General features: G+C 65.4%; 22 protein-coding genes. 19 read left to right on the top strand and 3 right to left on the bottom strand.

Translation table 11 applies throughout. The annotated features are described in order from the left end of the window. Nucleotides 1-32: 32 nt before the first annotated feature. On the bottom strand, nucleotides 33-1,115 hold the full coding sequence (locus HWY45_RS09135) for a porin (RefSeq protein WP_059882423.1): 1,083 nt from the start codon (nucleotides 1,113-1,115) through the stop codon (nucleotides 33-35). A 265-nt stretch (nucleotides 1,116-1,380) separates the two neighbouring features. Here HWY45_RS09135 and HWY45_RS09130 point away from each other — a divergent pair, with 265 nt between their 5' ends. From HWY45_RS09130 to HWY45_RS09080, 11 genes are all read left to right on the top strand, one after another. After that, nucleotides 1,381-4,197: a winged helix-turn-helix domain-containing protein gene (locus HWY45_RS09130; protein WP_059882425.1), complete on the top strand. Its 2,817-nt coding sequence runs from the start codon at nucleotides 1,381-1,383 to the stop codon at nucleotides 4,195-4,197. Between the two features lie 85 nt (nucleotides 4,198-4,282). Further along, nucleotides 4,283-5,524 (top strand): PucR family transcriptional regulator, encoded by a 1,242-nt coding sequence (locus HWY45_RS09125; protein ID WP_059882427.1) that lies wholly within the window; start codon nucleotides 4,283-4,285, stop codon nucleotides 5,522-5,524. A gap of 232 nt (nucleotides 5,525-5,756) precedes the next feature. Further along, nucleotides 5,757-6,119, top strand: a complete 363-nt coding sequence (locus tag HWY45_RS09120; RefSeq protein WP_059810876.1) for a DUF3331 domain-containing protein — start codon at nucleotides 5,757-5,759, stop codon at nucleotides 6,117-6,119. Nucleotides 6,120-6,226: 107 nt separating this feature from the next. Beyond that, entirely contained in the window at nucleotides 6,227-7,030 is an 804-nt protein-coding gene (locus tag HWY45_RS09115) for an enoyl-CoA hydratase/isomerase family protein (protein ID WP_059882429.1), read from the top strand. Between the two features lie 90 nt (nucleotides 7,031-7,120). After that, nucleotides 7,121-8,353, top strand: a complete 1,233-nt coding sequence (locus HWY45_RS09110; protein ID WP_059882430.1) for a CaiB/BaiF CoA transferase family protein — start codon at nucleotides 7,121-7,123, stop codon at nucleotides 8,351-8,353. Between the two features lie 86 nt (nucleotides 8,354-8,439). After that, nucleotides 8,440-9,195 carry an acetoacetate decarboxylase gene (locus HWY45_RS09105; protein WP_059810873.1) on the top strand — a complete coding sequence of 252 codons (756 nt, stop codon included), beginning with the start codon at nucleotides 8,440-8,442 and terminating at the stop codon, nucleotides 9,193-9,195. Between the two features lie 24 nt (nucleotides 9,196-9,219). Beyond that, on the top strand, nucleotides 9,220-10,425 hold the full coding sequence (locus HWY45_RS09100; RefSeq protein WP_059810872.1) for an acyl-CoA dehydrogenase family protein: 1,206 nt from the start codon (nucleotides 9,220-9,222) through the stop codon (nucleotides 10,423-10,425). Between the two features lie 29 nt (nucleotides 10,426-10,454). After that, nucleotides 10,455-11,390 (top strand): 3-hydroxyacyl-CoA dehydrogenase NAD-binding domain-containing protein, encoded by a 936-nt coding sequence (locus tag HWY45_RS09095; RefSeq protein WP_059810871.1) that lies wholly within the window; start codon nucleotides 10,455-10,457, stop codon nucleotides 11,388-11,390. A 400-nt stretch (nucleotides 11,391-11,790) separates the two neighbouring features. After that, nucleotides 11,791-13,032, top strand: coding sequence for a PucR family transcriptional regulator (locus HWY45_RS09090; RefSeq protein ID WP_059810870.1), 1,242 nt, complete (start codon nucleotides 11,791-11,793; stop codon nucleotides 13,030-13,032). A 351-nt stretch (nucleotides 13,033-13,383) separates the two neighbouring features. Beyond that, nucleotides 13,384-13,710 (top strand): thioredoxin family protein, encoded by a 327-nt coding sequence (locus tag HWY45_RS09085; protein WP_059810869.1) that lies wholly within the window; start codon nucleotides 13,384-13,386, stop codon nucleotides 13,708-13,710. 22 nt (nucleotides 13,711-13,732) lie between these two features. Then, on the top strand, nucleotides 13,733-14,152 hold the full coding sequence (locus HWY45_RS09080) for a secondary thiamine-phosphate synthase enzyme YjbQ (RefSeq protein ID WP_059564303.1): 420 nt from the start codon (nucleotides 13,733-13,735) through the stop codon (nucleotides 14,150-14,152). Between the two features lie 7 nt (nucleotides 14,153-14,159). Here HWY45_RS09080 and HWY45_RS09075 read toward each other — a convergent pair whose 3' ends face one another. Both HWY45_RS09075 and cynR read right to left on the bottom strand, forming a co-directional pair. Then, entirely contained in the window at nucleotides 14,160-14,585 is a 426-nt protein-coding gene (locus HWY45_RS09075; RefSeq protein ID WP_059882432.1) for a GNAT family N-acetyltransferase, read from the bottom strand. 90 nt (nucleotides 14,586-14,675) lie between these two features. Next, nucleotides 14,676-15,596, bottom strand: coding sequence for a transcriptional regulator CynR (gene cynR, locus HWY45_RS09070; RefSeq protein ID WP_059882434.1), 921 nt, complete (start codon nucleotides 15,594-15,596; stop codon nucleotides 14,676-14,678). A 123-nt stretch (nucleotides 15,597-15,719) separates the two neighbouring features. On the opposite strand from cynR, the gene HWY45_RS09065 reads away from it, so the two are divergent. From HWY45_RS09065 to HWY45_RS09030, 8 genes are all read left to right on the top strand, one after another. Beyond that, nucleotides 15,720-16,379 carry a carbonic anhydrase gene (locus HWY45_RS09065; RefSeq protein ID WP_059564380.1) on the top strand — a complete coding sequence of 220 codons (660 nt, stop codon included), beginning with the start codon at nucleotides 15,720-15,722 and terminating at the stop codon, nucleotides 16,377-16,379. 30 nt (nucleotides 16,380-16,409) lie between these two features. After that, nucleotides 16,410-16,880, top strand: coding sequence for a cyanase (gene cynS / locus HWY45_RS09060; protein ID WP_059882436.1), 471 nt, complete (start codon nucleotides 16,410-16,412; stop codon nucleotides 16,878-16,880). Nucleotides 16,881-16,997: 117 nt separating this feature from the next. Then, nucleotides 16,998-17,318 (top strand): DUF4148 domain-containing protein, encoded by a 321-nt coding sequence (locus HWY45_RS09055; RefSeq protein ID WP_059882438.1) that lies wholly within the window; start codon nucleotides 16,998-17,000, stop codon nucleotides 17,316-17,318. Nucleotides 17,319-17,493: 175 nt separating this feature from the next. Beyond that, complete coding sequence (locus HWY45_RS09050) at nucleotides 17,494-18,897, top strand: GGDEF domain-containing protein (protein ID WP_059882441.1); 1,404 nt, start codon at nucleotides 17,494-17,496, stop codon at nucleotides 18,895-18,897. Between the two features lie 132 nt (nucleotides 18,898-19,029). After that, entirely contained in the window at nucleotides 19,030-19,407 is a 378-nt protein-coding gene (locus HWY45_RS09045; protein WP_059882443.1) for a DUF2946 domain-containing protein, read from the top strand. A 294-nt stretch (nucleotides 19,408-19,701) separates the two neighbouring features. Further along, complete coding sequence (locus tag HWY45_RS09040; RefSeq protein WP_059882445.1) at nucleotides 19,702-20,076, top strand: DUF2946 domain-containing protein; 375 nt, start codon at nucleotides 19,702-19,704, stop codon at nucleotides 20,074-20,076. Between the two features lie 95 nt (nucleotides 20,077-20,171). Beyond that, nucleotides 20,172-20,675, top strand: coding sequence for a YcnI family protein (locus HWY45_RS09035; protein ID WP_230941903.1), 504 nt, complete (start codon nucleotides 20,172-20,174; stop codon nucleotides 20,673-20,675). Between the two features lie 68 nt (nucleotides 20,676-20,743). Beyond that, nucleotides 20,744-22,855 carry a TonB-dependent receptor family protein gene (locus tag HWY45_RS09030; RefSeq protein ID WP_059882449.1) on the top strand — a complete coding sequence of 704 codons (2,112 nt, stop codon included), beginning with the start codon at nucleotides 20,744-20,746 and terminating at the stop codon, nucleotides 22,853-22,855. The last annotated feature ends 11 nt before the right edge of the window (nucleotides 22,856-22,866 follow it).

Here is a 22,866-nt window from a genome sequence, read left to right as displayed (position 1 = left end):
GCCGGTGCGGCGCACAGCGTGCCGCCGTGGGCCTAGAACGAATGACGCATGCCGAGCACCGCGCCCACGGCCGTGCCGCGGCCCTCGTGCAGCGCGCCGTTGATCGACAGCCCGGTGTTCATCCGCCCGTAGTTGTGCACGAGCCCGACCTGCGTGTAGAGCGCCGTTGCCTTCGACAGGAAGTACCGCAACCCGATCGCGGTCAGCAGCGAGTGGTTGCGGGTATCGTTGCCGTCGCTCGTGAACCACGCGCCGGCATCGACGTTGACCGCGGGCGTGATCAGGTAGCTGGCTCCGGCGCCAATCACCCGGTTGTCGAACGATCCGCCCACCTTGTAGAGCGCGTAGGAGGCCTTGACGGTCAGGTTGCCGAAATCGTACACGGCGCCGATCGCTCGCCCCGTGAACGGCACGGTGCTTGGAATCGGCGTCGCCGCCGCGCCGCCCGCGTTGCCGTTATAAAGCGCCGCCGTGACGAGCAGGCCGCCCATCTGGTATTTCAGGCTTGCCGAATATTGCCGGCCCGACTGGAAATCGCCGGCCTTGCCGCCGAAGCCGAACATCGCGCTGCCCTGGAACCCCGCGATCACCGGGCTCGTGTAGGACACGGCATTCTGATTGAACAGCCCCGTCACCAGCACGTTGTCGACATAGATGACGGCGCCGCTGCCGAAATAGGCGATGTCGCGCGGATCGGTCGCGATCTGGGCGAGCACGAACGGCGAGTATTGCAGGCCGGCCTTGACCGTCCCGAAATTGCCGCTCAATGCGAGCCATGCCTGACGGCCGAACATATTGCCGTTCGAATTCGCGAACCCGCCGTTCGACACGTCGATGCCGCTTTCGAGGACGAACGTCGCCTTCATTCCGCCGCCGAGATCCTCGACGCCTCTCAGGCCGAATCGCGATGCCGACGCGGCGCCGTCGATCATCGCGAACTTGTGGCCGCCATTCGCGCCGGTGTGCGTGTTCAGCGACTTGTTCGTATACAGCACGGCCGCATCGACCACCCCATACAAGGTCACGCTGCTCTGAGCGTGAGCCAGCCCGGACGCTGCACCCAGCGATGCCGCCACAAAAATACCCCATGCTCGCGGGCACGTTGACGATTTCATCCGCAATCTCCAATCGAATAGTTGTTTTTTGATTCGGGATGCCCGCCCGCGCGGTGTCGAACGACGCTGCGCGCGTCACGACCACGGACGCGATCCCGGGGCAAGATTACGGGCAGGCGGACAGGTGCGCGGCCGGCCGGCGGGGAGGGTCGGCCGCGCGCGCCGGGGGGGTGGAATCCGGTCACCCCCTCCCGTGGGAAAACCCTCATCGCCCGCACGGCGGCGCGGATTATGATGGGGCGGCATCTTCCCGGTATATCTCGCAATGAACCTTCCGACCGATCCCGACGCGCAACGCTGGGATCTCTCACTCATCCAGACCAAGATGGCGCCGCCCCGGCCGCCCCGCTGCCGCGTGACGCGGCGCCCGCTGCTGAAGAAGCTGGCGGCGGCGGCCGGACATACGGTCACGCTGATCATCGCGCCGGCGGGGTTCGGGAAAACGACGATGTTGTCCGAATGGTGCGAAGTGCTGCGCACCCGGCACCAGCTCGTCGCGTGGCTGAGCCTGGACAGCGACGACGACGATCCCGACCAGTTCGGCGCGTACCTGGTCGCCGCGCTGAGCCGTGGCACGGGCGGCGTCGGGCAGCACGCCGAACGATTGCTGCGCAAGGACCCGCTCACGCCCGGCAGGACCGTCGTGTCCGTGCTGCTCAACGAAATCGCGGCCTGCGGCAAGCAGGTGTTTCTGGTCCTCGACGATTTCGACCGCCTGTCGTCCACGCCCGTGCGGGCCGCGGTCTCTCGCCTGCTGCGCTATGCGCCCGACAACTTTCATATCCTGCTCGGCGCGCGCAGCGAGCCCAAGCTGGCGCTCGCCCACTTCCAGGCCCACGGGCAGCTGCTGCGGATCGACGAGTCCGACCTGCGCTTTTCCGCCGACGACGCGCAGGCATTCTTCGCGCGCGCGGGCACCGCGATACTCGACCGCCCTGCCGTCGAACTGCTCCACGATGCAACGGAGGGATGGATCGCCGGCCTGCAGCTCGCGTCGCTGTCGCTGCACGATGCGGCGGATGCCGCGAGGGTCGCACGCGATCTTGCCGGCAACCGGTACGGCATCGACGCCTATCTCGACGAAGCGGTGCTGGCCCGCCTGCCGCCCGCCGTCTATCAATTCCTGCTGCGCACGTCGATCCTCGAGCGGCTGAGCCCCGGGCTGTGCGATGCCGTCATGGGCGCCGGCGCACGCAGCTGGGAGAAGCTCGACTGGCTGGAGCGCAATAACCTGTTCATCCGCGCGCTCGACGACGAGCGGCAATGGTTCCGCTATCACGCGCTGATGTCCGACGCGCTCAGGCGGCGAGCCGCCCGGCAACTGGCCGACGAGCTGCCGAAGCTGCACCGTCGCGCCAGCCAGTGGCTCGCGGCCGAGCGCCAGTGGCCGGAGGCCGTGCGCCATGCGCTGGCTGCCGGCGACGCGCAGCAGGCCGCGACCTGGGTCGAGCACTGCGCGATGGCGTTGATCGATCGCAGCGACGTCAGCATGCTGCTGAGCCTGATCGGCAAGCTGCCTCCCGACCTGGTGGAATCGCGCCTGCGGCTTCGGCTGGCCAATGCATTGGCGCTTGCCTTCCTGATGCATACGCCGGAGGCGGGCAGCGTGCTGCAGTCGGTGACATCCGATCTCGCGCACACGCCCGTCGATGGCACGCGAGCCGCACACGTCGGCAACGCGCTGTTGCGGATCGAGGCGATCGCGGTGGCCGCCGCGCTGTCCGGCTTTCGCGACGACAGTTACCGGTCGCTCGACCTCGGCCGCGAAGCGGCCGCTTCGCCGCTGCCCGTGCCGGCGTGGGCCCGGCGCATCGGGGAATCCGCGCAAATCTTCGGCCTGACCTACGACGGCCGCTTCGACGAGGTCGAGCAGATCAGACGCAAGAGAGCGATCGCGCCGGACGACGATCACGAACCCATCTACGCAAGCGTCTACCGCGAATGCATGTTCGGGCTGAACGTGCTGGTCAACGGCCGCCTGTCGGAGGCGGCCGCGCTGTTCGAGTCGGCCCTCGCCCGCGCGGAAGCGAACGTGTGCCGCCACTCCGCCGCGGCGGCCGTGCCGGCAGGCTACCTGGCCGCGGTCCGTTACGAGCAGAACGATCTGGCCCGCGCGCGGCAGCTCGTCAACGACCGCTCGGCCATCACTGCGCAAGCGTGTCCGCTCGGGTCGCTGTCGAGCTACTGCCGCACCGCGGCCCGGCTGCACGCGCGGCATGGCGATATCGCGTCGGCGTTGCTGTGCCTGGAACAGGGAGCGGAACTGGCCGCGTCGCGGGGCTGGCTACGCCTGCGCGCCTCCTGCGACGCCGATATCGTGCGCCTGTGCCTGCAACGCGGGTGGCTCGACCGCGCACGGGACACCGCCGACGCGCTGGAAGCGCTGATGCCCGCGCCGCCCCCCGCGCCGATGGGCAGTTTTCTCGAGACATGGGCAAGCTGGTGCGAGGTGCAGGCGCGGCTCGACATCGCAACGGGCCACGCCGGGCGGGCCGCCGAACGGCTCGACGCGCTGGGGAACACGTTTGCCCGGACCGGCATGCAATACCTCGAGGCACGCACCTCGCTGTTGCGCGCGCTGGCGCTCGAGCAGGCCAACGCGCATGAAGCCGCGCTGGCGGCACTGGACGACGCGCTGCGCTACGCGCAATCGAACGGCATGATCAGCAGCTTCGTCGACGAAGGCGAGCCGGCGCTGCGCCTGTTGACGAGATGGGCCCGCGACACGCCCGATCGCGCCGGAAGCCGGCGAGCCTTCGTCGACCGGCTGCTCGCCGCGTTCGACCCGCAGCAACGGACGACCGGCGACGACGCGCGCGGCGCGCGGCACCTGCTCAGCGCGCGAGAGATCGAGATCCTCGGCCATATCGCCCAGGGCCTGTCGAACAAGGAAATCGGCCGGGCCTTGCGCGTGGCGCCCGAGACCATCAAGTGGCACCTGAAGAACATCTTCGAGAAACTGAAGGTCGGCACGCGGTTCGAGGCCGTCCAGACCGGGCTGGGCGTGACGCCGGTCGATCGCGGCGACGCGCGGGAATCCGATCCGGCGCCGCCCGGGCAGCGCGCGATGCCGGGCCCGTGAACCACGGCGGCGGGCGCCACCGGCACGACGTGGCGCCCCGGATTCCTGTCCGGACGAGCCAGGCCGCCTCCAGGAGCAAGGAAACATGACAGACAAAGTCCCTGAAATCTCCCCGGCCTTGCGCGAGTGGACCGAAAGCGTCGTCCTGAATCACGAGAGCGTCATCGACCGGGTGTGCAAGGCAGTCCTGAACGTCAAGCCGTATGTCGATCTCGATTCGCCCACCCGGCTGGATATCCGCCATTCGATCGCGTTGTCGTCGCGGCTCTGGCTCGACACGCTGCTGTCGGGCCGCCTGCCGTCGGAAGCGGCGTTCGAAAGCTTCCGGGAATACGGCCGCCGGCGGGTCTATCAGAGCGTTCCCCTCGAAGCGCTGCTGCGTGCGTTCCGGCTCGGGTCTCGCGCGCTCTGGTGCTGCTATATCGAGCTCGACGAGCAATACGCCAACCTGCGGGACGAGCTCCTGTTCCAGGTGTCGCCTTACTTGATGGAGTTTTTCGACACCCTGGCCCAGATCATTTCCCAGACTTACCTCGAAGAGCAATACAAGCAGGCTCGCTGGCGGGAATCGCTGCGCTACCAGTTGCACAGCATCATTTTCAACTTCCCCGAGGACCTCGACGGATTCTCCAAAACCGCCGCCGCGCTGCGCCTGAACGGCGCCATTCCGCGCATCGCGCTGGCGATCGACGTCGATTCGATCGACAGCAATTCCCCCACCTTCAAGACCGAAATCGACCGAGTCATCGCGGCGACGGCCCGGCACCTCAAATTGCCTGTCGACGACATCTTCGACATCTGGTTCGGCGGACGTTTGCTCGTATGGATCCCCATCCTGCTCGGCAATCTGATCGCCATGAGCGATCGCCAGGTCGCCACGCAGATCGCGTCCGTCGCGACTGCCGTGCCGGAAGTCCGCGCGATCGGCGTCGGCTTGCCGGGCGAAGGCGCGCCGGGCTGGGCCATGTCCGCGGACGAGGCGAGCCGGGCGCTCAGTTTCGGCCGTGGCGGGGCTGCCCAGGCGCAGGTTCGCCTCTATTCCGAGATTGCCCTCGAAGAAAGCGTCCGCGGCACCCAGCGCGTGCTGAGCTATCTGGTCTCCCTGGTGGAACAGCTTGCCGGTGAACCGGATCTGCTCGAAACCCTCCGCACCTACTTCGATCAGCTTCAGCGGCGCAAGGCAACTGCAAGCGTGCTCGGCATTCACCCCAATACGCTGAACTACCGGCTGGAGCGCATCGAGAACATTCTCGGCGCGCGGCTGGACGATGCCGGCTGGATCTCGAAGCTCGACATGGCCATCAAGCTGCGCGGCTCGCACAAGTAGCGGCAGCCGCACGGCTTTCGGCGCCGCGCTGCCGGCCCGGCAATGTGTGCTTGACCACCCAACTCGCCTGCTTTTGGAAAAAGAGCTAATTGCTTTGTGTGTTGTGACATAGGCTGCTGATCGTCATCACCTTAAGATGGGTCGCAATCTGTACCGCTAAGTTGAACTGATTTCAACGACGATCAGGTATCAGGTGAGGACCAGTATGCCGAATTGTCCGATATGGGCACATATGGTGGGCATGCTCGACGGCGACGGGCGACGTGCCGGCCGGGGCCGCTTGCCCGGTTCGATCGCCGGACGTGGCGCGCGCGCAAGCAAGTGTCCGGCGGTCCACTCGGTCAGGATCCTGGAACGGCTGAGCCGCTCGACGATCAGCGTTTCGTGGCAAGACCCGACCGCATGTCGATACGAGGATCAGATATGGAAGGTCGCCATTGCGCGACGCCCCGGTATCTGCGCGCTGACGAATGCCGCCATCGAAGTCGGCGATCTTGTCTATCGACCGGTTCGCGTCCGGCACTCGAACCCGGTCAACTTGAATTTCCTGATTCTCGCCGCGGTCGTGGAGCACGTTCCGGTTCTCGATGCTTGAGACACCCCCTCGGCATCTTGCCCGGCGCCACCGGCCGAAGCACGCCCGTGTTGTTTCAGCGGCCTGTCCTGAACGGACGCACGTCACCTGTCTGAAAAATCGATCCCATGTCACACGATTCCTCCGCTCCCCGCTTCGACACCCTTCTCTACGAAAAGAGAAACGCGACGGCCTATCTGACGCTGAACCGGCCCGAGGTGATGAATGCACTGAACCAGAAGGCGATCGCGGAGCTGCGCGCGGCGTTCGAAGATGCGCGGGACGACCCGCAGGTTCGCGGGATCATCGTCACCGGCGCCGGCGATCGCGCGTTCATCGCGGGTGCCGACATCAACGAACTGGCCACCGCCACGCCGATCGAGGCCGAACAGCGCACGCGTGCGGGCCAGGCGCTGCTCGATCTCGTCGAGCGCCTCGGCAAGCCCGTCATCGCGGCCGTGAACGGTCTCGCGCTGGGCGGCGGATGCGAAACCGCGCTGGCCTGCACGATCCGGCTGGCCACCCCGGGCGCGAAGTTCGGACAACCTGAAATCAGGCTCGGGCTCATCCCCGGCTTCGGCGGAACGCAACGGCTCCCGCGTCTCGTCGGCAAAGGCATCGCGCTGCAACTCATCCTGACCGGCGAGATGATTTCGGCGCAGGAGGCGTATCGGATCGGCCTCGTGAACGAAGTCGTCGAAGCCGATGCCCTGATCGCCCGGGCCGAAGCCATTCTGGCTCAGATCGCCGCCAACGGGCCCGTCGCCGTCGCCTACGCAATGGATGCCGTCAACCTCGGGCTCAACGCGGCCTTGCCGGAAGGCCTTGCGCTGGAAGGGAAGCTCTTCGCGCTCTGCGCCGCGACCGACGACAAGAAGGAAGGAACCACCGCCTTCCTCGAGAAGCGCCCGCCGAAGTTCGTGGGGCGCTGATCGATGGCGGCCTCTCCGTCCCCGCACGCAGTTCGAAAAAATGCCCGCCTGCGTCGCGCGAAACCCCAACCTTGAATTCGGAACACTGCAATGATTGACGGACAACACGTATTTTCAGGCCTCAAGGTGCTCGATCTCGCGAGCTACATCGCCGGGCCGGCGGCCACGACGATCCTGGCCGACTTCGGCGCGGACGTGATCAAGATCGAGCCGCCGGGCACCGGCGACGTCTATCGCTTCTTCTCGAGCATTCCGCCGAACCCCGTCGCCGGCACGAACTACGCGTGGCAACTGACGAACCGGAACAAGCGCAGCATCGCACTCGACCTGAAGGCAAGCGACGCCCGAGAAGTCCTGACACGCCTCGTCAAATGGGCAGACGTCGTGGTCGTCAATTTCCCGCCGCGCGTGAGGGAGACGCTGGGCGTGACCTACGAGGCCCTCTCGCCCCTCAATCCGCGGCTGATCTACGCCGACATCACCGGCTATGGCTCCGAGGGGCCGGAGGCCAACACGCCCGGTTTCGACGTCACGGCCTACTGGGCGCGTTCCGGCCTGATGGAGGTCACCCACGATGCCGGCAGCCCGCCGACGCTTCCGATCCCCGGGATCGGCGACCACGCGACGGCAACCACGCTTTACGCGGCGATCGTCACCGCGCTGTACGCGCGCACGGCGACCGGGAAAGGCAGCCACGTGACGACCTCCCTGATCGCCAACGGCATCTGGGCCGCGGCGGCGTGGGTCGAAGGCGGCCTCAACGGCGGCAAATTCTTCCCGCAGCACGACCGGAAAAATCCGCCCAACGCGCTGCTCAACCCGTACCAGACGGCGGACGGGCGCTGGTTCCTGCTGGTCGCGGCCCAGCGCAAGGAGTGGGCGGGCTTTGTCCGCGCGATCGACATGCCCGAGCTTCTGGACGACCCGCGCTTCGCCGACGACGCGCAGCGCATCGCGCATGCGGCCGCGCTGGTCGAAATTCTCGATCCGCTTTTCGCCAGCCAGCCGCTGGCGTTCTGGAAACAGGCCTTCACGGCCGAACGCGTGATTTTCGGCGTCGTGCAGATTGCCGAGGAAATCATTCACGACCCCCAACTTGAAATCAACGGGATCGTCGTGCCGCTCGAAGTGCCGGGCCAGCCCGTCACGCGCACGGTCAGCAATCCGATTCAAATCGCGGGACAACCGAAGGTCAAGCCCGGCGCGGCGCCGCAACTCGGCGAACACGGCACGGACATCCTGAAGGAAATGGGCTTCGACGACGCGGACATCGCCCGCCTCCAGGACGCGGGGGTCGTCTCGCGCTTTGCAAGCGAGACCTGAAACCCGACGTATCGAGCGGCTCGGGCGAGCCGCTCCGGCAACCATCCCGCGGCCGGCCACGGCCCGCCGCACATCCGGAGTCATTCATGACTGAAGACGAAATCCGCGCCCACGCGTACGCCATGCCGATCTGCAGCCCGGCCTACCCCAAACCGCCATTCCGGTTCGTCGATCGCGAATTCATCATCGTGACCTATCGCACCGACCCGGAAGCGCTTGCCCGCGTCGTGCCCGCGCCATTGCTGCCGGCCGAGCCGATCGTCAAGTACGAATTCATCAAGATGCCCGATTCGAGCGGGCTGGGCTCGTACACGGAATCGGGCCAGGTCATTCCGGTGTCGTTCAACGGCGCGGCCGGTGGCTACACCCACGCCATGTATCTCGACAGCGAAGCCGGCATCGCCTCCGGCCGCGAATTGCTTGGCTTTCCTAAAGTACTGGCGCAACCGAAGCTCGAGGTTCGCAACGATGCGCTGGTGGGCACGCTCGACTACAACGGCGTGCGCATCGCGACCGCGACGATGGCTTACAAATACGAGCCGCTGGACCTCGCCGCCGTCAAGCAAACGCTCGAGGCGCCCGGCTTCCTGCTGAAGATCCTGCCGCACGTCGACGGGTCGGCGCGCGTCTGCGAACTGGTCAGGTATCACGTGACCGACGTCACGGTGAAGGGCGCGTGGGCCGGGCCCGCCTCTCTGGAACTGCATCCGCATTGCTTCGCGCCGGTCGCAAGACTGCCGGTGCTCGAGGTGCTGTCCGCGATCCATATCCTGACCGACCTGACGATCGCCGGCGCCGAAGTCGTCCACGACTATCTGCGAGCCCCGTCGAACGCATCCTGATCAACGCATTTATAGGAAATCATCATGACTGCCAGCTCGAAGCCCAACCACCCGCTTCCGGCACCCGACAGCGACTTCTATCTGATTCACGAGCTCCTGAGTGATGACGAACGCGCGCTGCTGAAACGCGTCCGTGCCTTCATGGAGGACCGGGTCGCGCCGGTGATCAACAAGTTCTGGGCCGCGGATGCATTCCCGTTCGAGCTGATCCCCGAGATCAGGGATCTCAACATCGTCGGCATCGGTTTCGAAGGCTATGACTGCCCCGGCGGCAGCACGCTGCTCGACGGCTTCATCGCGATGGAACTGGCACGGGTCGACTCGTCCATCTCGACCTTCTACGGCGTCCATAGCGGACTCGCCATGGGGTCGATCTATCTCGGCGGATCGGAGGAACAGAAGCGGAAATGGCTGCCTCCAATGGCACGGCTCGAAAAAATCGGCTGCTTCGGGCTGACCGAACCGCTGGTCGGGTCGGGCGCCGGCGGCGGCCTGCTGACGACCGCCAGGCGCGAAGGCGATACGTGGGTGCTCAATGGCCAGAAGCGCTGGATCGGCAATTCGCCGTGGTGCGATCTGTCGATCATCTGGGCACGCGACGTCGACGACAACCAGGTCAAGGGTTTCATCGTCGAGAACAAGACCACGCCGGGCTTTTCCGTCGAGAAGATCGAGAACAAGATCGCGCTTCGCGTCGTGCAGAACGGCGTGATCACGCTCGACAATTGCCGGGTGCCTGAAGAAAACCGCCTGCAGGGCGACCTGTCGTTTCGCGATACGGCTCGCGTGCTTCGGCTCACCCGTCAGTACGTGGCGTGGGAAGCCGTCGGTTGCAGCATGGGCGCCTACGAACATGCGCTGCGCTACGCGCAGACCCGCGAGCAGTTCGGCAGACCGATCGCGTCGTTCCAGATGGTGCAGGACCACCTCGCCAAGATGCTCGGCAACATCACTGCGTCGCAATGCATGGTCGTACGGCTGGCCGAATTGCAGGATCAGGGCAAGCTGCTCGACCAGCAATCGTCGCTGGCCAAGGCATTCTGCACGAGCCGCATGCGCGAGACCGTTGCCTGGGCTCGTGAAATCTTCGGCGGCAACGGTATCGTCCTCGACTACAACGTCGCGCGCTTCTTTGCCGACGCGGAAGCGCTCTATTCCTACGAAGGCACACGCGAAATGAACCACCTGATCGTCGGCAAGGCGGTTACCGGTTTCAGCGCGTTCGTCTGATCCCCACTCCATTCGAAGGATTGTCAGCCATGGGCAAAGATATCAACCGCATTGCCATCATCGGCACCGGCGTCATTGGCGCAAGCTGGGCCGCGCTGTTTCTGGCCAGAGGCCTGGACGTCGTCGCGACGGACATTGCCCCGGATGCCGAGCCGAAGCTCAGGGCATTCGTCGACGCGGCATGGCCCGCTCTGGAGCAGTTCGGGATCACGCCGGGCGCGTCGCGTTCGAGACTGCGGTTCACCGCCAGTCTCGATGAAGCGGTGACCGGCAGCGACTTCGTGCAGGAGAACGGCCCCGAGCGGATCGACTTCAAGAAGGACCTCTACAAGCATCTCGACGCCATCCTGGCGCCGGACGCGATCATCGCCTCGAGTTCCTCGGGGCTGACCATGAGCGAAATCCAGTCGGCCTGCGAGCGCCACCCCGAGCGATGCGTGATCGGGCATCCGTTCAATCCGCCTCATCTGATTCCGCTGGTCGAGATCGTCGGCGGCGCGAATACGTCGCGGGAAACGATTGAGCGGGCGACCCGCTTCTATACGAGCCTGGGGAAGAAAACCATCCAGCTCAACAAGGAAGTGCCCGGCCATGTCGCGAATCGCCTCCAGGCGGCACTCTGGCGCGAAATCGTCCATCTGATCGCGGAAGACGTCGTGAGCGTCAAGGACGCCGATACTGCCGTGTGTTGGGGGCCGGGCCTGCGCTGGGGCATCATGGGCCCGAACATGTTGTTCCATCTCGGCGGCGGACAAGGCGGCATCGACCACTTCTTCGACCAGTTCACCGGCCCGATGACCGCGTGGTGGAAGGTGCTGGGTTCGCCGCAAATCACGCCGGAACTTCGTCAGAAAGTGATTGCGGGCGTTCGGGACGAGGTCGCCGGCCAGTCGATCGATCAGTTGGCGGCTCACCGCGACGAAGTCCTGCTCGGCCTCCTGTCCCTTCGGCGAGAAGGAACCTGACGCGCCCCCCTCTCGCCGGACCGGCTTGCCCCACGGTGCGGCGGCGAGGCAGCGCAACAGGCCAGCAGTATCGGGAACGAGAGCGGTGAGCAGCCGCCGCTCTCGAAACCGCCATGACCGGATGGTCACAAGACTCGCGCCGCCGGCATCGATCCGTCGGGCACGTCGCGCAAACGCGAGCGTACGTTTGCGCGAGTGAGGTTGCCGGCCGCACGAACCCGCACGAACCACTGTTCGATCCGCTCTCGGCCCGTCGTGCGAAGCGACATCCCCTCGTCGAACGGCGAACGCACCGCGGTCAACGCGGGACTTAACGCCGCGCCCCGCCGCTACGACGATATGTCGGCCGCACATACAGGGTGACCAGGCACGAGCGTATGAAATTCAAAGAGCTGCGAAAATGATATCCAAAATCCCTGACATCTCTCCGATCCTACGCAGATGGACTGAAACCGTCATCTCGAATCACACGAGCGTCGTCGAACGGGCATGCAAGGAAATATTCGGCATCAAGCCTTATATCGATCTCGATTTACCTACCAAGCTCGACATCCGGAATTCGATTTCCTTCTCGTCGCGACTATGGCTGGACTCGCTCCTGTCCGGCAAGCTGCCGTCGGATGATGCGCTTGAAATATTTCGAGAGCATGGCCGTCGGCGGGTCTATCAGAATATTTCCCTCGAGGCGCTGTTGCATGCGTTCCGATTGGCATCCCGGGAACTCTGGTGCAGCTATATCGAAGTGGACGAAAAATCCGATGATCTGCGCGACGAGCTTCTATTTCTGATCTCCCCCAATTTAATGAAATTCTTCGACGCCATGTCGCAGATCATTTCGCAAACCTATCTTGAAGAACAGTTCAAGCAGGCTCACTGGCGTCAATCGCTTCGGCATCAACTGCACAGCATCATTTTGAATTCCCCCGAGGATGCCGATGGCTTCTCCAAAGCCACATCCGCACTGCGCATCAATGGTACGACGCCGCGAATCGCACTGGCGATAGACGTCAACTCGATCGACAGCAATTCGCCGACCTTCAGGAACGAAATCGAGCGAATCGTTGCGGCGATCGCCCGGTGCGTCAAGTTGCCTGTCGACGAGATTTTCGATATCTGGTTTCACGGACGGCTGTTTGTATGGATCCCCATTTTGCTTGGCGACCTGATGGGCACGAGCGATCGTCAAGTAGGCAAGCAGATAGCGTTCGTCGCAGATTCCGTATCCGAAGTGAGCGCGATTGGCGTTGGCCTGCCAGGCGAAGGCGCGTCAGGCTGGTCGATGTCCGCGGATGAGGCGAGCCGGGCGCTCAGCTTCGGCCGGGGCCGCGATGACCAGGCGCGTGTGCGCCTGTATTCCGCGATTGCCCTCGAAGAGGGCATCCGTGGATCAAGACGCGTGTTGAACTATCTGGTATCCCTGTTGGAACAGCTCGCGAATGAACCGTATTTGCTCGAGACACTCCAGACCTACTTCGATCAATTGCAGCGACGCAAGGCAACCGCAAGCGTGCTCGGCATTCATCCCAATACCCTCAACTACCGCCTCGAGCGAATCGAGAATATTCTTGGCGCCCGGCTGGATGATACCGGCTGGATATCGAAGCTCGACATGGCAATCAAGTTGCGCGGCACGCGCAAATAGCGTTTCCCTCCCACTCGCACTCACGTGCAAGGGTGTGGCCCATCTCTCGCGCTGAATATGGAAGCAGTGCGAGGCTTTCGCCCTCGCCGCCGGCCCATCGATTTCAGGCTGGCTGTCGAACACATCCACACTGGAATATAGCCAGCTTCATTGTGGATCGTCACACATGCGATCGGTCGCCGAGACCGTTCCCCGAGTTCCGTGCGGAAGAAGCAGCCGTCGTGAAATGGCGGCACGAGCATGCAACCGGCGCCGCGCGGCGGCTCGCCTCCTTTTCCGCTACAGTAGGTCCGCTGGCCTCGCAAACGGCCACGATCCTATCCACCTTTTTCCAAGCCAGAGAGGGCCAGGTTGAATACGCCACACGCCTACACCCCCGATGCCCCCACCCGCGCCGAGGTCGACGCGCTCGCAGGCGCAACCGTCATCGAGTTCGGCACGAACTGGTGCGGCATCTGCGCCGGCGCGCAGCCCGCGATTCGCGACGCGTTCCGGACCCACCCCGCCATCCGCCACCTGAAGATCGAGGACGGCCCCGGCCGCCCGCTCGGCCGCTCGTTCCGGGTCAAGCTCTGGCCGACGCTGGTGTTCCTGCGCGACGGCGTCGAGGTGGCGCGCGTCGTCCGCCCCACCGACGCCGCGCAGATCGAAGCCGACGGCTTCGCGGCGCTGGCATGAGTTCATCTACCCCCCGATCGCCATGCAACAGGCCATTCAACACATCGCCATCGACGCACGCGGGCGCGGCCTCGTCGAGTTCACGTCGCAGGTGCGCGCGTTCGTCGACCAGCAGTCGATCCGCACCGGCCTGCTCACCGTGTTCTGCCGGCACACTTCCGCGTCGCTGCTGATCCAGGAGAACGCGGACCCGTCGGTGCAGCGCGATCTCGAGCGCTACTTCGCGGCTCTCGCCCCCGAGGACGCGTCACGCTACGAGCACGACACCGAAGGCCCCGACGACATGCCCGCGCACCTGCGCACGGCGCTCACGCAGGTGCAGCTGTCGATTCCCGTCGAGCACGGGCGCATGGTGCTCGGCACCTGGCAAGGGATCTATCTGTTCGAGCATCGCCGCGCCGCGCACCGGCGCGACATCGTGCTGCACCTGATCGGCGAGTGAACGCGCGTCACGCGCCGAGCGATTTCTTCAGGAAGATCTTGGCGTGGCCGGCCGGGAAATCCGGCAGCTCGCCGAACTGGACATAGCCGAGCCGTTCGTAAAACGGCTTGGCCTGGAAGTCGTGCGTGTCGAGCCACGCGCCATGGCATCCGCGTGCGCGCGCTTCCGCCTCGGCCAATTGCATCAGGCGCGTGCCGACGCGCTGGCCGCGCGCCGCCTCGGGCACCACGAGCAGGTCGACGTGCAGCCAGCCGTAGGCGGTCGATCCCCACAGTCCGCCCGCGATATTGTCGGCATCGTCGGTCAGGATGACGGCGAGCGGACGAAAGTTGATCGGGCCTGCCCGGCTTTCGTTGAATTGCACCAGCGGCGCCGCGATCTGCTTGCGGACGCCGGCATCTGCGGTATCGGTCACCGTGTAGTTGAACGTCATTGCCATCTCTCGTGTTTTAGCGGTTTTTACAGTCACGACATTTCTCTACATGTCGTGTATCGATATATGGCGCGCTCGAGGAAGCGGTATCTACGGTCTGGATACCGGTGACGCCGGCTTCGGCCGACGTGCGAGCGTCTCCGCCACGTCCAGCGCGACCTCGATGAACGCGCGCGCGGCGGCCGTCCGGTAGCCGCCCTTGCGCTGCATGAGGACCGCCGTTCTTTGCAGCAGCAAAGGATCCAGCGCAACAGCGACGAGATCATCCCGCCCACGCGCGATCGTCGCCGGCAGCAGGGTCGACAGTTGGGTTCGCTGAATGACCTCGATCACCGCGCTGATCGAATTGGCCTCCATGAGCACCCGGGGGCGCACATCGTTCTGACGGCAATAGCGATCGACGTGCTCGCGCGTCGCGAATTCGGCGCTCAGCAAAATCAGCGATTCGTCGTTCAGTGCGCTGACGCGCACCGAGCGCCGCTTCGCCAGCGGATGATGCCGCCCGACGACCAGCGCGAGCGTCTCGACCAGCAGGCGTTGCGCATCGATGTCCGGTGAACGCACCTCGTCGAATGCAATGCCCACGTCGAGTTCATCGTCGACCAGCAGCGCCTCCATGCGCTCCTGGGACATCTCGCGCATCGTCAACGTGATGCCCGGGTAGCGACCGTAAAACGCTTCGACCAGCGGCCCGACGAAATAGGCCGTGAACGTCGGCGTCACGGCAATACGCAGCGCGCCTCGGCTCAAGTCCTCGACGTCGTGGATCGCGCGCCGGCCTTCCTCGAGCCCCTGCACCGCACGCTGCGCATAACGGAAGTACACGTCGCCCGCGTCGGTCAGCCGCGTCGCTCTGCCCGTGCGATCGAAAAGCTGCGCGCCGAGGCTTTCCTCCAGCTGCTTGATCTGCTGCGACAAGGCCGGCTGGGACACATGCAGCGCAGCAGCGGCGCGCGTGAAGCTGCCGTGTTCCGCTACGGCCAGGAAGTATTTGATGTGGCGGTCGAGCATGCCGGTTTCGCATAAGAAATTCGAATCGATCGCATAATAAATCGGTATTTTCGCTTATGCAAATCGACGCGTAACCTTCAGGCCATTGCATCGCGCAACGCGATGCCCTACGAAGGATTCGCCATGAAAGACATCATCGAAGGCTTCCTGCAGTTCCAGCAGCACGCGTTTCCCAAGCGCGCCGAACTGTTCAAGGGCCTGGCCACGCGCCAGAACCCCCGCGCCCTGTTCATCTCGTGCTCCGACAGCCGCCTCGTGCCCGAACTCGTCACGCAGCGCGAGCCCGGCGACCTGTTCGTGATCCGCAATGCCGGCAATATCGTCCCGTCCTACGGGCCCGAGCCGGGCGGCGTCTCGGCTTCCGTCGAATATGCGGTTGCGGCGCTGCGCGTATCGGACATCGTGATCTGCGGACATTCGGACTGCGGCGCCATGACCGCGATCGCCACCTGCCAGTGCATGGATCACATGCCGGCGGTGGGCAGCTGGCTGCGCTATGCCGATTCGGCCCGCGTCGTGAACGACGCACGCACCCACGAGAGCGTGCCTCGCAAGGTGGATGCGATGGTGCGGGAGAACGTGATCGCGCAGCTCGCGAACCTCCAGACGCATCCGTCCGTCCGCCTGGCACTCGAAGAGGGGCGGGTGACACTGCACGGCTGGATCTACGACATCGAAAGCGGCCGCATCGATGCGCTCGATGGCGCCACCGGCAAATTCGTTTCCCTGGCGGACAACCCCGAAGCCCGCGCTACCGCCCGCCAGCTCCAGGCAGCCGCCTGATTTCCGTTACTCACCCAAGGAGAGTTCGCCATGATTCAATCGCAAACCAGCAAGAACGCCCGCCTCGACCTCGCCGACGCCATCCTCCTCGCCAAGGCCAGGAAGGACCTGACGTTCGCACAGATCGCCGAAGGCACCGGCCTGCACGAAGTGTTCGTGACCGCGGCGCTGCTCGGCCAGCATCCGCTGCCGGCCGACGCGGCCCGGCACGTCGGCAAGCTGCTGGACCTCGACGCCGATGCCGTCGCGCTGCTGCAAACCATCCCGCTGCGCGGCAGCATCGAGGATCGCGTGCCGACCGACCCGACCCTGTACCGCTTCTACGAGATGCTGCAGGTCTACGGCACGACCCTCAAGGTCCTGGTTCACGAGAAATTCGGCGACGGGATCATCAGCGCGATCAACTTCAAGCTCGACGTGAAGAAGGTCGACGATCCGGATGGCGGCTCGCGCGCCGTCATCACGCTGGACGGCAAATACCTGCCGACCAAGCCGTTCTGAATCCCCGTCGAAACGACACGGCTGGCGCGGCGCGCCGGCGGGTGTCGTGCTCCGGAATCATTACGCCGGCCACCGCCCGGTGGCCGCCGTTGGAACGCTTTAGTCGTGGAGATACGCATGAAGTCACGCATGCTCGTTGCACTTGTCGTCACCGGAGCGCTCGCCGCCCCGGCCGTTGCGCACGCCGATGCGCAAGTCTTGAGCCGTGCGCAGGTACGCGCCGAACTCGCTGGGCTGCGGGCCGCCGGCTACGATCCGTCACGCGGAGAAGACGCAAGCTACCCGACGGACATTCTGGCGGCCGAAGCGCGCATCGCGGCGCAGCGCGACGCCGGCGCGAACGCCGCTTCTTACGGCGGCGGCAATCCGGCGGGCGCGTCGGAAGCCGGCGCCCGCAAGGCGGTGCGGCGTCTTGATCACGACAGCTTGACGCCGTGAGCTGAAGCGCAATTTTGTAAACAATCAGGCACAGCGTCTCGCACCGAAACACTCACGTCGATTTCGATCCGGATTTCCTCCTGCAGGCCAGTACCGGCGGATTTACCGCACGAAACTCCTTCCGAATGCGCCTCCTTACCTATACTGGATTCACCTGACGAAACGGAGGCAGAACATGAGCATCCGCGTTGCAGCCAACGAGCCATCCAGCGCAGTCCAACTGGTCACCCGGGGTTACGCCAGGCTTCTGCTGGTTGGCTTCGCGCTGGTGCCGCTCTATCTGATCGCCTACCTGTATTTCTTTCAGGACCCGTCGCTGAAATTCGAGAATCACGCGTTTCACGAACTGGCGATCGCCGTCGCCACGCTCGAAGGCGGGTTCGTCACCTATGTCTGCTGGCGCTGCTATCGCCTGTCGGGCGAACCGCTGCTGCGCTGGCTTACGCTGGGCTTTCTCGGCTTCTCCATCATCTATGCCATGCACGGCGCCTTCACCGGAATGGCGCATCACAATATCTGGCTGTTCCTGCTGTACGGGCCGGCCTCCCGCCTGGCCATGTCGATCCTCATTTTCGTCGGCCAGCTCTCCTACAGCCGCGCCGCCGACAGCGAGGCAAGGCGCGTCGATGGCCGTGGCTGGGCGAAGTGGATCGCCCTGTTCGTGCTGATCGACGTCGCGGTTGCCGGCATCGCCTACTCGCCGGTGGCCGGCGCCCCGTGGGTGCGCCTTTCGATGGAAGGGGGCGCACTCCTGCTCTCCGTCGTGAACGTCGTCGCGTTGGTCCAGCGCCGCATCCGCTCGCCGCTGATGACGACCTACGCCATTTCGGTGACGTCATTCGCGCTGTCGTCGCTGGCCTTCATCCTCGGGCGGCCGTGGAATCACATGTGGTGGCTGGCGCACGCGATATTCGCGGCCGGCTTCCTGCTGCTCAGTTTCGGCGTCGTGCAGGCCTTTCACACGACGCGCTCGTTTTCGAAGATCTATAGCCAGGAAGAACTGTTTGCCCGGTTGAGAGAAGCAATGGCGCATACGCAGCGGGCGCTGCAGGAACTGCAGCGGACCAACGACAAGCTCGAGCACATGGCCGCGACGGACCCGCTCACGGGCGCGGCCAACCGGCGGCAATTCATCGAACGCGTGGAATCCGAAATTGCCCGCGCGAAACGCAACGGCGCGCCGTTTTCCCTGTTGACGCTCGATCTCGATCACTTCAAGGCGATCAACGACAGCTACGGGCATCAGGCGGGCGACCAGGTATTGCAGCGCTTCGTGCAGAAATGCCTCGACGCGATCCGGCCATACGACGGCGTCGCGCGGGTGGGCGGAGAGGAATTCATGGTGCTGCTGCCGCAAGCCGCGCTGGATACCGCCGGGATCATCGGCGAGCGCATCCGCGCGGCGATCGCGGGCACACCGTTCGAGGCGGGCATCGGCAAGCCGATCGAAGTCACCGTGAGCGTCGGCGCGTCCGAGTTCGGCCGCGACGGGGAGACGATCGACGCGATGCTGCGCAAGGCCGACGAACGCCTGTATCGCGCGAAGCATCAAGGCCGCAACCGGGTTGTCGCGACGTAGGCGGCGGGGCGTTACTTGAACGGTCAAGCGGCGCGGCGCGACAGCCGGCGCATACGCATCCCCGCATATTCGGCTCGCCGGGCGCGTGGCATAATTCCGCACCGCTCCAACTTGCACGCCACTGCGCCTCGTATGCTGCGCCTCCGTTTCCGGAAGATCGGCAGTCTCCTGGGATTGCTCGCCATCCTGATGACGTCGCTCGCGCCGACGATCTCGCAGGCAGTGGCCGCGCAAAACCGCGTCGATGCGCTCCTGTCGGCCTACTGCACCGCGCAGCCCGGCGCAGCATCGGATACGAGCGACCCGGCTTCGCACGATGCGCTGGCGCATCTGCAGGCCTGCGGATACTGCAATCTCCTCACGCATGCCCCCGCGCTTCCCACGCCGGAAGCGTCGTTTGCCGCAACCGTCCAGGCGATTCACCAGCGTGCCGAAACGCGCTTCGAAAGCCTGCGGCGCGTCTTGCCGCTGACCGCCGCGCAGCCGCGCGCACCGCCGGTTTCGTCCTGAACTGAAGTGCCGGGCCGCGATGCGTGATCGCATCGCGCCGCTTCCGCACGCGCGCACACCCGCGCGTGTGCGATGCCACGGTTCACCTCGAGGATGATCATGCGCATTCCCTTTGAGCGCGGTATTGCGTCGCGCGTACGCAGCGCCGCGCCGATTGCACTCGCCGGCGCACTGCCTGCTCCCACCGTCGCCCACGCCCATGCGATCGCAGGCAGGGCCATGGCACCTTCACGGTGAAGTGATGTCCGCCATCGCCCGCATGCGCCGATCGGCGCGCCGCTGCGCATCGAACGCATGACACGCGCCCGACGCGTTGCGCTCGCAGCCTGGGCCGGCCTGATTTCGATCTGGCTGGCCCTGGTCGCGCCTGTCGTCACGCAATGGCTCGCGTCGCAGGAACAGGCGCAGCCGATCGCCGCGCTCTGCTCGGCGAAGGCGGACGCCGAAACGCACGCGCCCGATCGCGCCATTCCCGGCAGTCATCCGGCGAAGACCTGCGGCTACTGCAATCTGCTGGCCCACCATCCGCCGCTGACCGGGCTTGGCTACACGGGCTGGATTCCCTCCGCTCCCGCTACGCGCGAACTCGCATATCCGGTCGCGCCGGATATCGCCCGCGCGCGCTTTTCTCTCGCGCCGCCGAGAGGGCCGCCGCTCACGGTTTTCTGATTCCCGAGATACCGCCGCCTTTCACGGGCGGCGCTCGTTCCGTCCAACAGGAAACCGACATGCATTTTTTCAATCGGCATGGGCGCGCTCGCGCCATGCTCATTCATTTCGCGTGCAGCATGACGCTGGCCGCCGGCGCGCACGCCCATATCACCGCGCAGCCGAACGAAGGCGCCGCGGGCACGTATTTCGAAACATCGTTGAAGGTGCCGCACGGCTGTGACGGCTCCCCCACCGTCGCGCTGCGCGTCGCGATTCCGGACGGCGTGACGTCCGTCAAGCCGCAGATGAAGCCCGGCTGGTCGGTCGATATCGACACGCAACCGATCGACCCGCCGCTCAAGGGCGAGCACGGCACGACGATCAGCAAACGCGTCGCCGCCGTCGAATGGCGGGGCGGGCCGTTGCCGGACACGCTCTACGACGCGTTCGGCCTCGTCATGAAGCTGCCGCCCGCCGCCGGCAAGACGCTGTATTTCCCGGTCGTCCAGACCTGCGAGAACGGCCGGCGCGCGTGGACCGACATCCCGGCCGACGGACAAAGCTGGCATGCCGTGCACAGCCCCGCGCCGTTCGTGCGTCTGCAGACCGCGAAATAGCGCCGCCGGATCGGCGCGCATGTCCGCCGCGCCGGTCCATTTCCGCTCAACGAACAACACAAACCATCATGCATATCGCATCCAGGCGCCGCAGAGCGCTCACCGGCGTGGCCGCGCTTGTCGCGACCCACGCGTTCGCACAATCGTCGGCGGCGCCCGCCGACACGCACGGAGACACCGTCCTGCCGACGCTGAACGTCTACGGCAGCGCCGAGCGTTCCTTGACGTCCCGATCGACCGCGGAGCAGAAGCGCACGCTCGAGCAGACCGTCGGCTCGGTCGGCTTCGTCGACGCCGAATCGTTCACGAACACCTACGCATTCACGCTGCGCGACGTGCTGAAGGATGTGCCGGGCGTGTTCGTCCAGACGCGCTACGGGCAGGAACTGCGCCTGTCGATTCGCGGCTCGGGCATCGCGCGCTCGTACCACACGCGCGGCCTCGAGATCCTGCAGGACGGCATCCCGACCAATCTCGCGGACGGCAGCGGCGACTACTACCAGATCGATCCGCTCGCGCTGCAATCGGCCGAAGTCTACAAGGGCGGCAACGGCCTCGCGTATGGGGCGTCGACGCTCGGCGGCGCGATCGATTTCCTGACGCCCACCGCCCGCACGGCGATCGCGCCGAACATCGTGCGGCTCGAAGCCGGCAGCTACGGCACCGTGCGCGGCAGCGCGCAGTTCTCGCGCGTGATGGGGCCGCTCGACTTCATCGGCACGTTCACCGTCGACCACGGCGACGGCTTCCGGCAGCATGCGCGCGGCCAGTACGAACAGTTCAACGCGAACGTCGGCTATCGCTTCAGCCCGCGCGTCGAAACGCGCTTCTACGTCGGCGCCTACATCGTCGACCAGAAGCTGCCCGGCACGCTGTCGCTGTCCGACGCGCTGAACGATCCGACCAAGGCCGCCGCGAACGCCGTGTCGGGCGACCAGGCGCGCAACACGCGCACCGAGCGGATCGCGAACCGCACGACGGTCAAGCTGGACAACGGCCGGCTCGACTTCGACACGTGGGCGATTCACAAGAGCCTCTACCACCCGATCTTCCAGGTGATCGACCAGGACGGCTGGACCTACGGCTTCGCGCCGCGCTACACGGGCACGACGACCATCGCGGGCATGCGCAACGACGTGATCGCGGGAGCGCGGTTCTTCGGCGGCAATACGAAGGCGCGCCAGTACGTCAACGTCGCGGGCAATGAAGGCCGGCAGACGCTCGATTCGACGCAGAGCGCGTACAACTACGAGGCCTACGTCGAGGATCGCCTGTTCTTCCTGCCGACCGTCGCGGTGATGGCCGGCCTCAAGGCGTTCCGCGACGTGCGTCGATACGTCGATCACGGCGGGCTGGCCGGCAACCCGGCATACCGGTCGACGAGCGCGACCTACAACGGCCTCGATCCGAAACTCGGCCTGCTGTGGCAGCCGAGCCGCGACGTCCAGGCGTTCATCGACGTCACGCGCAGCCAGGACGTGCCCGACTTCGGCGATCTCACGCAGACGTTCGCGACGACCACGCGCTTCACGCCGCTCAGGTCGCAGCATGCGTGGACGCTCGAAGTCGGCACGCGCGGCAAGACCGACCGCGTGAGCTGGGATTTGACCGCGTATCGCTCGATCGTCCGCGATCAGCTGCTGCAATACACGACCAACCCCGATGTCCCCGCGTCGACGTTCAATGCGAACAAGACCGTGCTGCAGGGCATCGAGGCGGCCGTGTCGGTCGATCTGTTCCGCAACGTCATGGGGCGCGGCACGGGCGACGCGATCACGTTGTCGGTGCTGTGGAACCTGAGCGACTTCCGCTTCAAGGACGATCCGCAATACGGCAACAAGCGCATCGCCGGCGTGCCGCTCAACGTGTTGCGCGCCGCGCTCGGCTATGCGCGCCCGAATGGTTTCCACGTCGCCGCCACGGTCGACTGGGTACCGTCGGGCGCATGGGCGGACGACGCGAACACGCTGCGCGTGCCGGGCTACACGCTGCTCGGCCTGCAGGCCGGCATGGATTTCCGCAACGGCCTGTCGCTGTTCGTCGATGCGCGCAACCTGGCGAACAAGCGCTACGTCAGCGACATCAGCACCGTCGCCAACGCGCGCACCGCGAGCAACACGGCGATTTTCTACCCCGGTGAAGGCCGCAGCGTCTTCGCCGGCATGCGTTACGCGTTCTGAGGAGAACCATC

Origin of the sequence: Burkholderia stagnalis, assembly GCF_902830275.1 — a bacterium.
Lineage (GTDB): Bacteria > Pseudomonadota > Gammaproteobacteria > Burkholderiales > Burkholderiaceae > Burkholderia > Burkholderia stagnalis.
Note: the sequence above shows the minus strand (reverse complement) of the source record. Positions and strands in the feature narration are given on the sequence as shown.

What these genes read in the sequence shown, in the direction of transcription:
- cynR (WP_059882434.1), bottom strand. Translation starts at nt 15,596, where the DNA reads ATGCTCGACCGCCACATCAAATACTTCCTGGCCGTAGCGGAACACGGC.
- HWY45_RS09115 (WP_059882429.1), top strand. Translation starts at nt 6,227, where the DNA reads ATGTCACACGATTCCTCCGCTCCCCGCTTCGACACCCTTCTCTACGAA.
- HWY45_RS09090 (WP_059810870.1), top strand. Translation starts at nt 11,791, where the DNA reads ATGATATCCAAAATCCCTGACATCTCTCCGATCCTACGCAGATGGACT.
- HWY45_RS09130 (WP_059882425.1), top strand. Translation starts at nt 1,381, where the DNA reads ATGAACCTTCCGACCGATCCCGACGCGCAACGCTGGGATCTCTCACTC.
- HWY45_RS09135 (WP_059882423.1), bottom strand. Translation starts at nt 1,115, where the DNA reads ATGAAATCGTCAACGTGCCCGCGAGCATGGGGTATTTTTGTGGCGGCA.
- HWY45_RS09040 (WP_059882445.1), top strand. Translation starts at nt 19,702, where the DNA reads ATGACACGCGCCCGACGCGTTGCGCTCGCAGCCTGGGCCGGCCTGATT.
- HWY45_RS09120 (WP_059810876.1), top strand. Translation starts at nt 5,757, where the DNA reads ATGGTGGGCATGCTCGACGGCGACGGGCGACGTGCCGGCCGGGGCCGC.
- HWY45_RS09095 (WP_059810871.1), top strand. Translation starts at nt 10,455, where the DNA reads ATGGGCAAAGATATCAACCGCATTGCCATCATCGGCACCGGCGTCATT.
- HWY45_RS09030 (WP_059882449.1), top strand. Translation starts at nt 20,744, where the DNA reads ATGCATATCGCATCCAGGCGCCGCAGAGCGCTCACCGGCGTGGCCGCG.
- HWY45_RS09035 (WP_230941903.1), top strand. Translation starts at nt 20,172, where the DNA reads ATGCTCATTCATTTCGCGTGCAGCATGACGCTGGCCGCCGGCGCGCAC.
- HWY45_RS09110 (WP_059882430.1), top strand. Translation starts at nt 7,121, where the DNA reads ATGATTGACGGACAACACGTATTTTCAGGCCTCAAGGTGCTCGATCTC.
- HWY45_RS09100 (WP_059810872.1), top strand. Translation starts at nt 9,220, where the DNA reads ATGACTGCCAGCTCGAAGCCCAACCACCCGCTTCCGGCACCCGACAGC.
- HWY45_RS09075 (WP_059882432.1), bottom strand. Translation starts at nt 14,585, where the DNA reads ATGACGTTCAACTACACGGTGACCGATACCGCAGATGCCGGCGTCCGC.
- HWY45_RS09050 (WP_059882441.1), top strand. Translation starts at nt 17,494, where the DNA reads ATGAGCATCCGCGTTGCAGCCAACGAGCCATCCAGCGCAGTCCAACTG.
- cynS (WP_059882436.1), top strand. Translation starts at nt 16,410, where the DNA reads ATGATTCAATCGCAAACCAGCAAGAACGCCCGCCTCGACCTCGCCGAC.
- HWY45_RS09045 (WP_059882443.1), top strand. Translation starts at nt 19,030, where the DNA reads ATGCTGCGCCTCCGTTTCCGGAAGATCGGCAGTCTCCTGGGATTGCTC.
- HWY45_RS09055 (WP_059882438.1), top strand. Translation starts at nt 16,998, where the DNA reads ATGAAGTCACGCATGCTCGTTGCACTTGTCGTCACCGGAGCGCTCGCC.
- HWY45_RS09065 (WP_059564380.1), top strand. Translation starts at nt 15,720, where the DNA reads ATGAAAGACATCATCGAAGGCTTCCTGCAGTTCCAGCAGCACGCGTTT.
- HWY45_RS09105 (WP_059810873.1), top strand. Translation starts at nt 8,440, where the DNA reads ATGACTGAAGACGAAATCCGCGCCCACGCGTACGCCATGCCGATCTGC.
- HWY45_RS09080 (WP_059564303.1), top strand. Translation starts at nt 13,733, where the DNA reads ATGCAACAGGCCATTCAACACATCGCCATCGACGCACGCGGGCGCGGC.
- HWY45_RS09125 (WP_059882427.1), top strand. Translation starts at nt 4,283, where the DNA reads ATGACAGACAAAGTCCCTGAAATCTCCCCGGCCTTGCGCGAGTGGACC.